This is a genomic window from Pontibacter sp. H249 (genome assembly GCF_037892465.1).
In the GTDB taxonomy this organism is placed as follows: Bacteria; Bacteroidota; Bacteroidia; order Cytophagales; family Hymenobacteraceae; genus Pontibacter.
In genome coordinates this window covers 121265-134797 of the sequence record NZ_JBBKTR010000001.1, presented here as the reverse complement: position 1 = coordinate 134797, position 13533 = coordinate 121265, and the positions used below count along the sequence as shown (strand labels likewise).

The 13533-nt window shown below is 44.2% G+C and carries 10 protein-coding genes; 6 read left to right on the top strand and 4 right to left on the bottom strand.

Annotated features, from left to right (window positions below):
- Window position 1: 1 nt before the first annotated feature.
- From asnB to WG943_RS00590, 6 genes are all read left to right on the top strand, one after another.
- Window positions 2–1810, top strand: a complete 1809-nt coding sequence (gene asnB / locus WG943_RS00615) for an asparagine synthase (glutamine-hydrolyzing) (protein ID WP_340406116.1) — start codon at window positions 2–4, stop codon at window positions 1808–1810.
- A gap of 39 nt (window positions 1811–1849) precedes the next feature.
- On the top strand, window positions 1850–3097 hold the full coding sequence (locus WG943_RS00610; protein ID WP_340406114.1) for a glycosyltransferase: 1248 nt from the start codon (window positions 1850–1852) through the stop codon (window positions 3095–3097).
- A 50-nt stretch (window positions 3098–3147) separates the two neighbouring features.
- On the top strand, window positions 3148–3723 hold the full coding sequence (locus tag WG943_RS00605; RefSeq protein ID WP_340406112.1) for a DapH/DapD/GlmU-related protein: 576 nt from the start codon (window positions 3148–3150) through the stop codon (window positions 3721–3723).
- 10 nt (window positions 3724–3733) lie between these two features.
- Window positions 3734–4630, top strand: a complete 897-nt coding sequence (locus tag WG943_RS00600) for a glycosyltransferase family 2 protein (protein WP_340406111.1) — start codon at window positions 3734–3736, stop codon at window positions 4628–4630.
- Window positions 4631–5009: 379 nt separating this feature from the next.
- Window positions 5010–6302 carry a WcaI family glycosyltransferase gene (locus tag WG943_RS00595; RefSeq protein WP_340406110.1) on the top strand — a complete coding sequence of 431 codons (1293 nt, stop codon included), beginning with the start codon at window positions 5010–5012 and terminating at the stop codon, window positions 6300–6302.
- A 123-nt stretch (window positions 6303–6425) separates the two neighbouring features.
- Window positions 6426–7400, top strand: a complete 975-nt coding sequence (locus WG943_RS00590; protein WP_340406108.1) for a GDP-L-fucose synthase family protein — start codon at window positions 6426–6428, stop codon at window positions 7398–7400.
- An 86-nt stretch (window positions 7401–7486) separates the two neighbouring features.
- Here the strand turns inward: WG943_RS00590 and WG943_RS00585 are convergent, their stop codons facing one another.
- The 4 genes from WG943_RS00585 to WG943_RS00570 all read right to left on the bottom strand — a co-directional run bounded on the left by WG943_RS00585 (window position 7487) and on the right by WG943_RS00570 (window position 13475).
- The gene (locus tag WG943_RS00585; protein WP_340406106.1) at window positions 7487–7750 is read right to left on the bottom strand and encodes an acyl carrier protein; all 264 of its coding nucleotides are present in this window, start codon (window positions 7748–7750) and stop codon (window positions 7487–7489) included.
- Between the two features lie 85 nt (window positions 7751–7835).
- Window positions 7836–11015 carry an efflux RND transporter permease subunit gene (locus WG943_RS00580; RefSeq protein ID WP_340406105.1) on the bottom strand — a complete coding sequence of 1060 codons (3180 nt, stop codon included), beginning with the start codon at window positions 11013–11015 and terminating at the stop codon, window positions 7836–7838.
- Between the two features lie 28 nt (window positions 11016–11043).
- Window positions 11044–12099 carry an efflux RND transporter periplasmic adaptor subunit gene (locus tag WG943_RS00575; RefSeq protein ID WP_340406104.1) on the bottom strand — a complete coding sequence of 352 codons (1056 nt, stop codon included), beginning with the start codon at window positions 12097–12099 and terminating at the stop codon, window positions 11044–11046.
- Window positions 12100–12119: 20 nt separating this feature from the next.
- Complete coding sequence (locus WG943_RS00570) at window positions 12120–13475, bottom strand: TolC family protein (protein WP_340406103.1); 1356 nt, start codon at window positions 13473–13475, stop codon at window positions 12120–12122.
- Window positions 13476–13533: the final 58 nt, after the last annotated feature.

The following is a 13533-nucleotide window of genomic DNA, read 5'->3' as shown; positions in this document are numbered from 1 at the left end:
TATGTGTGGTATTATTGGGCACTTTCAGCTATCCAACCTTCCTGGTATAGTTCCATCGCTAAGCAAAATCAGGCATCGTGGTCCTGACGGTGAATCTGAATGGACAAATAGCAGCGGGAACGTTTATCTCGGCCATACAAGGTTAGCCATACTTGAGCCAACAGAGGCTGGTCAGCAGCCTATGCAGGATGCGAGTGGCCGCTTTATAATCACATTTAACGGAGAAATTTATAACCACCTGACGCTGCGCAGGCTTTTACCGCAAGTTAACTGGCGCGGTACTTCCGATACAGAAACATTAATTGAGTTATATGCTGCCAAGGGCATGGAGTCGCTTGCATTAATTAAAGGTATGTTTGCTTTTGCTATTCATGATAGTGCAGAAGATAGTTTGCTACTCGTTAGAGATAGGTTGGGAATAAAACCTTTATGGTTCAGGCACGACAGTGGTGGCTTTAGTTTCTCGTCTGAGGCAAGGCCACTGTTGCAGATAGACGAAAGTATACCTACTACCAATGCACTAAGCGAGTACATTGGCTTCGGTAGATTTCCGGGCCATGGAGAAATTTTTAAAGATGTGCACCTGATGCCCGCCGGCAGTTGGATGAAATTAACCAGCGACGGTAAAGTTGAAAAAGAAAACTGGTGGAATTGCACTAACACTATTAGGAAGCAGCCAGCAAGCCGGAAAAGCTGTGTGCAGCAGGTTAAAAAGCTGGTAACTACAGCAATTGAAGAACACATCATTTCTGATGTTGGCGTTGGTGCTTTTTTAAGTGGAGGAATCGATTCTAGTATTGTTACACTTGTGGCCGGCAAAGTGCTGGGGCATAACCTTAAAACTTTTACAGTTGGCTTTAAGCAGGCCTCACATGATGAGCGAAGTATAGCCAGAAAAGTTGCCAATCTGGCCGGTACAGAACATTGCGAGTTAGAGGTAAGCGAAGATACATGCCTAAGCTGGGTAATGGAAGCCGTTGGTAAACTTGATGCTCCTTCTGTGGATGCCATTAACACCTATATAGTTTCAAAAGCAGTGCGTGAGGCCGGACTAAAAGTGGCGCTTTCAGGGTTAGGCGGCGATGAGTTGTTTTGCGGCTATCCAAGTTTTAAAGATGTTCCTAAACTCAGATGGCTGAATGCATTTCCTGACCATGTTAAAGAACGCCTCATCCAGCTTATGCCCCCGGCCATTAGAGGCAAATTAGCTGGGCTTCAACATTTCACTGTCCCTGACTTAGCCATTAACAGGCGCCGTTTTACCTCAGCAGAAATGCTAAGTAACATGAGTTTAAAACATGGTTCACCGTTCATTCCTGCTGCTCCTGATGGCTTGGATACGTTGGGCTTAATATCCTGGGCAGAAATTCAGAGTTATATGATCCCGATGCTTCTCCGTGACAGCGACCAGATGAGTATGGCAGTTGGCCTTGAAATAAGAGTACCGTTTCTGGACCACTGCCTGGTAGAGGAGGTGTTACATTACCCGCAGCAGTATAAGAGAGGTAAGGGAGTTAAACCACTGCTTGTGGAGGCATTTAAAGATGACTTGCCAACCGAAGTATACGATAGACCTAAACAAGGTTTTGCTCTTCCGATGGATTTCTGGATACGAGGGCCACTGGCAGATTTTACTGATGATGGTATAGAGGCAGCGATTGATATCCTTAAACTTGATGAGCCATACAAGCAGTATTGTGCCTTTCTGGACGGAAGTTGCCACTGGACCCGTGTATGGCAGTGGTGTGTACTTGGGCATTGGTTATCCAGGTCGGTCACCTGCGAAAGAGCCGGTGTAATTCTGCCATAACGAACTTTAGCTACTGTCATAATTAAATAATTACAACTGATGCGAATACTTCGTGTAATTGCAAGTATGGATCCTGCACAGGGTGGGCCATGCCAGGGTATCAGAAACTCTATTCCTGCACTTGGTAAGCTAGGTGTGTATAATGAAGTTGTTTGCCTGGATAGCCCTAAGAGTAATTACTTGCACAAAGACCCTTTCACCATTCATGCTATCGGGCCCGGCAAAACCGCTTGGTGCTATACCCCTGATTTGATTCCCTGGCTGCAAACTAATTTAAATCGTTTCGATGCTGTAATTGTGCATGGGCTATGGCAGTATCATAGCTATGCTGTAACAAAGGTCATACAGGACTTAAAGCAGCAGCAGGCCAGTAGTTCAGAAAAGCGAATTCCTAAAGTTTTTGTTATGCCTCATGGCATGCTTGATCCATACTTCCAGAAGGCTAAGGAACGCAGATTAAAAGCAATACGAAACTGGTTTTACTGGAAAATAATAGAGAACAAGGTCATAAGCAGCGCAGACGGCGTGCTGTTTACCTGTGAGGCTGAGCTGGAACTGGCACAACAGCCTTTCAGGCCATACAAACCAAAGCAAACCATCAATATAGGATATGGTATCGCTGAGCCTCCTGTATATACTAGCGATATGCAAGATGCTTTTACCGCTAAAATACCTCAGCTAGAGGGTAGGCCATACTTCCTGTACCTAGGCAGAGTACATGAGAAGAAAGGGGTGGATATGTTGATAAAAGCTTATGGACGGATATTGGAGTCCAGATCAAAGTATGTGTTAGCTGATGCCAGTGAGGCAGAAGAAGATTTCTTTTCTGCTGAGCAAGTGCCGCAGCTGGTAATTGCCGGTCCTGGACTAGATACCGCGTACGGAGAATATCTACAGCAATTAGTAGCAGCCTCATCAGAGTTGAAGAACTCAATTCATTTTACAGGGATGCTAACGGGTAACGCAAAGTGGGGGGCTTTCCACGGCTGCGAGGCATTTATACTTCCAAGCCACCAGGAGAATTTCGGTATTTCTGTTGTAGAGGCGCTGGCTTGTGCAAAGGCTGTTCTAATATCAAACCAAGTAAATATCTGGCGCGAGATAGAAACAGAGCAGGGTGGTATAGTAGCCGCAAACACGGAAGAAGGAACGCAACAAATGCTTTCAGAGTGGCTGGATCTTATACCACAGCACAAGAGGGCAATGGGAGAATGTGCTCGCCATATTTTTGAGCAGTATTTTGCTATCGGACCTCATGCCAAGAGGCTTCTGGAGGCTTTATCCTGAAACTTCTCTGGGAGGCACTTATACTCTTTAGGCAATAATTTTATAATACTATGCATAATCAAGATACGATTACCGGACCTTCTTTTTCACTAAAAAACCGCCTAGGCAGAGTTTTGTGGAGTGTTGTATCACTACTACTGTTTCGGTATACTCCAAATCCGATGCATGCCTGGAGAGCCATGATATTGCGCATGTTCGGTGCGAAAGTAGGGGATGGGGTACACATATACCCTAAAGCTAAAATCTGGGCCCCATGGAACCTGGAACTGGAAGACCAATGCAGTGCTGCAAACGGAGCTATACTTTATTCTCAAGGTAAAATCAGGATAGGTCGCCGTGCTATTGTATCGCAGGGGGCACATCTGTGCGCAGGCACACACGATTATACTATGCCTGGTTTTCCACTGGTTACTATGCCAATTTCTATCGGAGAGCATGCATGGGTGGCAGCTGAGGCATTTATACATGCAGGCGTAACGATCGGAGAAGGATGTGTTATAGGAGCTCGTTCTGTTGTAACCAAAAACATGCCCGCCTGGACGATTTGCTCTGGCTTTCCATGCAAACCAATCAAAGTGAGAATAACAGAAGATACAAAAGAGAAATTTTATCAACTACAGGCTTAAAAGTGCTACTATGGTTACAGTTATCATACTTACAAAAAATGAGGAGAAAGACCTTCCTAAATGCCTGTCCTCGTTAGGCTGGTGCGACGATATACACGTACTGGATTCGGGTAGTACAGACAAAACAGTCGAAATAGCGCATACTCACGGGGCTTTTGTCAGTTATAACTCCTTCAAAAGTTTTGGAAAACAGCGGAATTTTGCTCTTGATCACCTTAGTATAAAGTATGACTGGGTTCTTTTTTTAGATGCCGATGAGCTTGTTACAGAAGCATTTAAGGAAGCAATGTATGATGCTATTTTTAATGCTGCTGATGATGTAGCCGGATTTTACTGCTGCTGGAAAATGATGCTGGAAGATACTTGGCTAAAAAACTGCGATAACTTTCCGAAGTGGCAACTCAGGCTTATGAAAATCGGAAAAGCTAGATTCAAGGACTTCGGACACGGACAGAAAGAAACTGATGTTGAAGGAAGAATTGAATACATAAAAGAGCCATATTTACATTACAGCTTCTCTAAAGGATGGACGCAATGGATAGAAAGGCATAATAAGTACTCGTGCCAAGAGGCTGCTGCCAGACTATACTCTCCACCACCATTCAAGAACATTTTCACGCGCCACGCAAGCACACGAAACCCAGCATTAAAGTCATGGCTAAGTAGAATACCTGGGTGGCCTTTACTACGCTTTATGCATGCTTACTTTATAAATTTTGGTTTTTTAGAAGGAGCACCGGGTTTTATTTACTGTGTTAATATGGCTTATCATGAATTTCTGATTCAGATTAAAATGAGAGAATTAAGAATTGAGAAAGCATTACATATAGCTGAGTCTAAATCTCCTGAAATACTACCCGGTGGCTTGAAAGCTAATGCTATGGGAAGTGAGGCTGTGCTAAATTAACTTGTCCTTAGATCACAGGCGCCTCGCATTATAACAGCAAACCGATACTTCACTTTCATATTTATACTTAATCTTCATCACAATTATTAAACATTTTCTATTTAAAATTTATATAAATAGTTATAAATATTAATTAAATGTAACCATATTAAGTAATTGAAGTATTAATTGATTAATTATAATATTATCATTTCATTATAAACGGTAATTCCTTAAGATTTTATAACACAAGCATGGCTATTTAATTCAATATAAATAGGTTTGGTTGACTGTGTTATAAGTATGGTGATGGAAATGTCCAAGCTATGTGGACAGCTGGAAGTGTTTTGCCCTTTATATAAATAAACTAGATTTTACCTGTTTAAAGTATAAAATAAATATGAGTAAATCATTGTTGTTTATTGGGTATAATTTCTCTCCAGAACCTACCGGTATCGGGAAGTATAGTGGAGAACAGATTCAGTGGTTGGCAAAGAACGGTTATAATTGTACCGTTATCGCATCATATCCTTATTATCCATTTTGGAAGGTACAGGAGCCATACTATAAGGACAGATACTGGTATAAATCTGAAACAGAGCATTTCGATTCAGGTGGTAAAATTACCGTGCACAGGTGTCCTATGTATGTTCCATCAAAACCCTCAGGATTAAAAAGAGTCTTACTCGACTTAACTTTTTTGATTTCAGCTTTCTTTCTACTGTTGATGTTGCTACCTCGTGCAAAGTATAACTATGTTGTTACCATATTGCCATCTGTAACCTTAGGTATACTTGGAATAATTTACAAGAAGATAAGAGGGGCCAAGCTTATTTGCCACGTGCACGATTTGCAAATTGAAGCTGCCAGAGACTTAGGTATGATTAAGTCTGAAAAAGCTATCAATACGCTGTTTAAGGTTGAAAAACTCATTTTTGACAAGTGCGACAACGTAACTTGCGTGGGGGAGGGAATGGCTAAAAAAGTAAGAGAGAAAGCAGAAAAACCAGTTTCTTTATTCTTTAACACAACAGATCTAGATTTCTTCCATCCTATAAACGACCGCAATAAGATTAAGCAGGAGTTTGGCTTTGATGTAAACGACAAGATTATACTTTATTCTGGAGCTATCGGGGAAAAGCAGGGAGTAGAGACTATACTTTATGCCGCAAAAGAATACAGCAGCTTTAAAAGCCTTAAATTTATTATATGTGGATCAGGGCCTTACAAAGAAAAACTGCAAGAATTGGCAGAAGAACTGAAGTTGCAGAATGTTGTATTTTTCCCATTGCAGCCAATAGAAAAGTTTAACAGATTCCTTAACATGGCAGATGTACACCTGATAGTGCAGAAAGCTAATGCCGGAGATCTTGTTATGCCATCCAAACTGAACACAGTTCTGGCAATTGGTGGTTTGGCTCTGGTAACAGCCAATGAAGGCTCTGGTATGCACAATTTGCTCGGGAAGTATAAGATGGGAATCCTGGTAGAAGCTGAAAACCAGCAGGCACTAAATCAGGGCATTTTAACGGCGATAACAGAAGATACAAGCGAGTTAACTTTTAATGCAAGAGCTTATGCTGAGGCTCATCTATCTATTGATAAGATTATGATGAACTTTGAAAAATCCTGTTTATTGCCAACCATGCCAGAAATCAAGGTTCTGCAAGAACACGAGCCTGCTATAAGCTAGTATAATTCTAGCCAGCACAAATTCTAAAACTTAGAATAGTCTTACTGGAAGAAATGTATACTTCACTAGCTTCCATAACAGTATTATCGTCAAAAAAATCACTTAACCAAACCCTTTTGCAAAATGGATAAGCATGACAAAATTTACATAGCCGGCCACAATGGAATGGTAGGATCTGCTGTATTAAGGTTTCTGAAGAAGAACGGTTATCAGAATATTGTAACCCGTGCTTCAAAAGAGCTTGACCTTAGAAACCAAAAGTTGGTTAATGATTTCTTTGAAGCTGAAAAACCCGATTATGTTTTTATAGCAGCAGCAATGGTGGGTGGCATTATTGCCAATAACACGTATCGGGCGGAGTTTTTGTATAACAACCTGATGATTCAGACGAATGTAATACACGCGGCATATTTAAGCAACGTAAAGAAGCTGATGGTGCTTGGTTCTTCATGCATTTATCCGAAGTTTTGTCCGCAGCCAATGAGAGAGGAGTATCTGCTTACTGGCGAGTTAGAACCAACCAACGAAGCCTATGCTATAGCCAAAATTGCTGCCATAAAGATGTGCGATATGTACCGGCTTCAGTATGGCTGTAACTTTATTTCGGTGATGCCTACCAACATTTATGGGCCTAACGATAACTATGACCTTCAGAACTCACATGTGTTACCGGCTATGATGAGGAGGTTTATTAATGCCCGTAATAACAACGATGCAGCTGTAACTATATGGGGAAGCGGCAAGCCAAAACGAGAATTCCTGCATGCAGATGATCTTGCCGAGGCGCTAGTATTCTTGATGCACCACTATAATGAGGCTGGTGTGATAAATGTTGGCGTCGGGGAAGATATCTCCATACTTGAACTGGCGAACCTTGTTAAAAGAGTAGTGGGCTTTGAAGGCGAGATTCTGACAGACCAGACTAAACCAGACGGAACACCTAGAAAGCTGATGGACGTATCCAGAATTAATGCATTAGGCTGGAAAGCAAAAGTATCTCTTGAAGAAGGCGTGTTTAGAACCTATGAAGAAGAAGTGAAAAAGCAGGATTGGTACCAAGAAAGAGTAGAGGAGCTTTACGAGCAACTGGAAGCCTAGCAATGTTTTAGGTTAAGATTAGGAGATATTACCAAAACAAAGGAGGAGCTTATTTATAAGCTCCTCCTTTGTTTTGGCTAGCAAATTTAGCTGGCCTTATTGTAAAGTTTATAATTGTAAATATAATCTACAAAGTCATCAACTGAATAGACCGGTACATCGTCCGGGATGGTGAGTTTATACTTTTTCTCGAGTTTAAGTATGATTTCCACTACATCCAAAATGTCGAAGCCAAGCTCAGTAAGATCGTTTACCGAGATCAAACGCTGTGGAGAAATTTTTTTAAAAGAACTTATAACTTTGACTACTTCCTGGCGAATAGCCTGAGCAGTAAATGACATGGTACTCATATTATAAAGATAATTAGGGTCTGTGTTATGTAAGGCCATGCGCGCTTTTAAGGCAACGCATGGCACACTACATCAGGAAAATATCTTAGTGCGCGAACTCATGCGCCATTTTTCGTTCTTCTAGTTCTTTGGTCTCGTGCTCCAGCTCTTCCAGCGATTTATCTTCCAGTTCGATCACTGTTTTCTTATCCAAGCCAAACTTGGCAAGTATACGGTCGAAGCCGTAGTAGATAATCGGCACTACGATTAGAGTCAGGAACATGGATGAGCTCAGACCACCGATCAGGGCCCAGGCCAGACCATTTTTGGTTGCGGCTACGGAGCCACCTGCCAGCGCGATCGGCAACATACCAATCACCATGGCCAGCGTTGTCATCAGGATCGGGCGGAAACGGATACGAACTGCTTCTGTCAGGGCTTCCTTCACTTCCACGCCTTCGTCTTTCAGCTTGTTCGTAAAGTCCACCACCATAATCGCGTTCTTTGCTACCAGACCAATCATCATAATGATACCAAGTATAGAGAAGATGCTCAGCGACTGAGCAGCCAGCGCCAGGGCCAGTAAGGCACCGATAATCGCCAGCGGGATAGAGAACAGTACCACCAGCGGATACACGTAAGAATCATACAGCGCCACCATAATCAGGTACACGAAAATGATCGAGGCCAGCAAGGCAATACCTAGCGTACCGAAGCCTTCGCTCTGGTTTTTCAGGTTACCGCCATACTCAATGCTTACACCTGCTGGAATATCAATTGCTGCCACTTTTGCCTGAATGTCGGCACCCACCGATCCAGACGGGCGGCCGATTACCTGCGACTCTACTTTAACTGAAGTTACACGGTTGTAACGCTCCAGCTGCGACGGGCCAGTAGCCTGGCGTATATCCGCGAACTGCGCCAGGCGCACCAGTTTGCCCTGGTTGTTCACAAAAGACAGGTTACCGATGTCGGTTACACTGCGGCGGTCAAACTCATCCAGACGGATGTTGATGTCATAGTCCTCAGTGCCTGAACGGAAGGTAACATCGGAGTTACCGCTAAAGGCAAGCTGCATGCTGGCACCCACGTTCTCCAACGACAGGCCTACGTTCGCCATTTTATCACGATCAACCACTACCTCAATCTCAGGGTTACCGCCTTCCACAGACATGTCTACGTCGGCTGTACCCTGTACGCCTTCTGTAATCCTCATCAGCTGCTCGGCAAACGTCATCACAGAATCCAGGTTAGAGCCAGAAACGATAATCTGGATCGGAGCCTGCGAGTTACCAACCAGACCTACCGGCACAGGCGTTACTTCCACATCCGGAAACTTGCTTTCGATATCGGCTTTGGCCTGACGGCTAAACTGGTCAGTACTGAAGCTACGCTCCTTAACATCTACCAGCGTAACCGACACATCCGATTTGTAGGCTGTGTTCTGACCTTGCTGAGACGATGACGTGGTTCCTACTGTAGTAAATATTCTCTTAACTTCAGGCTTAGTTTGCAGGTATGCCTCCACCTGCTTCGTAGCAAAATTGGTCTGCTCCACCGTCGCGTTCTTCGGCAACTCGAGCTGCAAGCTTACTTCACCGCGGTCGCCGGCAGGTATAAACTCTGAACCGATAAAGCCGAACGGCACCAGCATGAATGAAGCAACCAGGAGCACAAACGTTAAGGCTAATGTGATAAACTTATGGTTAAATGCCCACTGCAGCGCAGCAGTAAAACCATCGATGATTCTATCCAGGAAGCGCTCAAATGAAAGTATAAATCTTCCGAATATGTTCTTATCCGAGATATGTTCCAGGCGCGAGAAACGGCTGGCCAGCAACGGAATCAGCGTAAATGCTACGAACAGAGAAATCATTGTAGATACGGCCACTACCACGGCAAACTGACGCAGAATGTCCGATACAAGACCTGTAGAAAGAGCAATCGGAATAAACACCACCACAATTACTAGTGTGATAGATGTTACCGTAGCCATAATCTCACGGATACCATCGTAAGCAGCCTGTGCAGGCTTTTTGCCCATCTCCATGTGGCGGTGAATGTTCTCAATCACCACAATGGCGTCATCCACCAGAATACCTACCACCAGCGAGAGTGCCAGCAAGGACATCAGGTTAAGCGAGTAGCCCAACACGAACATGGCAATAAAGGTAGCCACCAAGGAAGCCGGGATAGAGATCATTACAATCACGGCATTGCGCAGCGAGTGCAGGAACAACAGCATTACTACGGCCACAAGTATAACCGCAATCACCAAGTCGTGCATTACCGAGTCGGCTGCCTCTAAAGTAAAGTCAGAGGAGTCGCTGGCGATCTCAAAGTTCAGACCTTGGTCAGCATAGGTTTTCTCCAGTTTGGCAAGCGCTTCTTTCGTCAGGCGGCTTACTTCCACGGCGTTGGCATCAGACTGCTTCTGTATGGTAATACCTACAGAGGCTTTCTGGTTTACTCGGGTCAATACTTCCACGTCCTTCTGCGTATCCTGTACTTCGGCCACGTCAGACAAACGCACAATACCATTCTGGTCTTCGCGTACGATTAGGTTACGCAACTGGTCCAGCGACTGGAACTTACCGGCCAAACGAATCTGGGTCTGGCCGCTTTCCTGCTTTATCTTACCTGTTGGGAAGTCTAAGTTTGAGTTACGTATCTTTTGCTGCACTTGCAGGATAGACAGGTTGTATGCCTCCAGCTTGTTTGCGTCGATATTTACCTTGATCTCGCGCTCCTGACCACCCAATACTTTAATGGCAGCCATACCTGGCACTCTTGAAAGCTCAGGCTTGATCTTTTTATCGATCAGGTCATAGAACTCCGTAGCCGACATATTGGCTGTGGCACCCATTTTAATAATCGGCAGGTCATCGAAGTCAAACTTGTTCAGGGTTGGTGCATCCGCATCTTCCGGAAGTTTTGATAAGATTGTGTTGATCTTACGCTGCGCATCCTGCAAACTTAAGTCTACATCTGTTCCCTGGTTCAGCTGGATCGTGATGATTGAAAAGCTCTCCAGGGAGGTACTGTTAATTTCCTTCACGTTCTCCAGCGAGGAGAGAGCGTCTTCAATCTCTTTTGTAACCGAGTTCTCTACCTCGTTTGGCGAAGCACCCGGGTAAATAGTACTTACCGTAAGTACCGGCGGGCTGAACTTCGGTAAAAGCTCATAGTTAAGCGATTGGTAGCTGACAATCCCGAGTAGTGTGAGGACGGTAAATACCACCACCACCAGGGTTGATCGCTGTATCGATAATTTGGTTATATTCATTTCTATACTTTCTCTTTATCAGAAACTATTATTTCAGTACAGACACCTTAATGCCTTCGCGCAGGTTGATCTGGCCGCTCTGTACCACTTTGTCTCCCGGCTGCACCCCATCCAGTATCTCTACTTTATCTTGCGTCACCACGCCTACTTTTACTTTGCGCATGTTGGCAACACCGTTATTTGCAACATATATGCTTGGGTTCTGAATGCTACCTACAATGGCCTCACGTGGCAACAGCATGGCATCACGTTGGTCAGCTACCTCGAAGAAGGCAGTGCCATACATACCGGCTCTCAAGTTGTTGTTAGCGGCGTTTTTAACTTCCACCTCTACATCAAATTTCAGTGTAGGGTCGGCTTTTGCGGCAATGGCAGTAACTATGCCTTCATACTCCTGGCCAGCGCCAGCATCAGCTTTCACTTTTACTTTATCGCCTTTCTCAATCAGGAGCACTTCGCTTTCAGAAGCCTTAACTTGCAGCTTCAGCTTGTCCACGTTCACGATGTCGTAGAGCTTAGTGCCTGGGTTCAGGAATGAGCCAACTTCTACATAAATCTCATTGATCTCGCCACTAATCGGAGCTGTTACACGTGTTTTATTTAAGCGCTGACGGGCAGCCACCAGCTGTGCCTGCGTAGACTTAGCAGCCAGGCGTGCGTCTTCCAGTTGTCTTTGTGTAATAGCTTCACCGGCAGCCAGGTTCTCGAAACGCTCTAGGTCGCGCTTTGCTTTTTCGGCGTTTGTCTGAGCTGTTGCCAGGTCAGCGGCCATAGTATTGCTCTCTACCTGTACCAGCAGTTCACCGGCTTTAACTTTATCGCCTTTGCGCTTTAGCACACGCTGTATTTGGCCTTGTGTTTCCGATAAAAGCGTCAGGCTCTGGATAGGGGCAAAGTTGCCTTGTGCTGTGAATGACTTATCAAGTTTTTCTTTTTTTACTTCTGTGATCACTACTGGAATGGCATCGCTTTTGATTTCTGCAACCGCTGCGTTTGCTGCCATCTGCTCTTTGTTGGCCATTAGCTTATACCCAATGGCACCCAAAACAATCAGCACAACTACGATATATAGTATCTTCTTCATTTTAATATTTGATGTGTGTCTTATTTAGTTAGTGATTCTAATTCTCCTTTAGCTTTCAGATAGTTGAGTTGTGCTATCTGGTATTTAAGTTTCTCGTTGTTTAGGTTAGTCATGGCCTCGCGCAGTGCTGTTTCAGCATTAAGCAGGTCGCTAAGCGGTGCTAAACCCTCTTTGTAAAGCTGGTTTGTTGTATCATACACCTCCTGTGCAAGCTCCACGTTCTTTTCTTGGGCTGATATATTACCCTGACTATTACCCAGCTGGCTAACAGCGTTGTTAAGTTCTACCTGTGTATTTTTGTTGTACTGCTGTATGTCCACGTCCAGTTTTCGCATCTCAATTTCGCGCTGCTGCACCTGTGCTTTCTTGCGTAAACCATCAAACACCGGTATGTTTAACTGCACACCAACCTGAGAGTTCGGGAACCACATGGCTTCCGAGTTACCAATCATTTTGCCATCATACTGCGACTGATAATTGTAATTGCCAAAGGCAGCGAGGGAAGGATAATAACCAGCTCTGATGTTTTCGATCTCAAGAGATTTCAATTCCTTTTGTTTGTTCAGAATCTTGAACTGTGCCCGCTCTGTAGATGCTACATCTGCACCGGCCAGACCAGGCTGCGTTGTAATTAATTGCTCATCAGAAGAGCCGGCAAGTGTAATTGGTTGCTCCAACGGCATGCCCATGAAAAACTTCAGTACATTATGCTGTTGCTCATAAGCCGTCTGCAATGTTTGTTTCTGGCTTTCGAGGTTTATCTTGTTCACCTTAATGCGGTTAACATCCACCTTTTTCACCAGGTCGTTTTTGTATTGAAGCGTCAGGATTTTCTCCAATTGCTCCAGCTTTTGCAGGTTAGCGTTAATGCTCTGGAATTGCTCCTGAGTTTGCAGTATCTGATAATAGGCGCTGCCAACATTATAGATTACATCTTCAACAGCCATTTCCTTGCGGATGCGGTACAGGTCTTCTGCACTTTTTACTGCCTTAAGCCCCACAAAGTATGACTTGTTAAATAGCAGTTGCGAGACAGAGACACCAGCTTGGATCACGTTATCTGTACCTACTGGCCTAATTAAAGGACCTGTTCCCTCCGGGTTAAAGTCTGCAGGTAACGCAATCATGGATTTTTCCAGTGTTCTTACCGCCGAACCTTTAACATCAACCTGCGGTAAGCCTGCGCTACGGGCTTCGTTTACCTGGTATTTAGAGCCAAGTTCATCGTATGACGCCTTCTTGATAGACTCGTTGTTATCCAACGCGTAGTTAATGGCCTGCTGCAGGTTCAGTTCCTTTGCTTCCGGCTGGCTTTGTGCGAAAGCCGGGGAGAGCAGAAGCGCCATCATGCCAACAAGTATGCTTTTTTTAATCACGGTTTATACTTTAATTTATATAAGTTTAATTACTTCTGTTTAGTTCTGTATTTTGAGA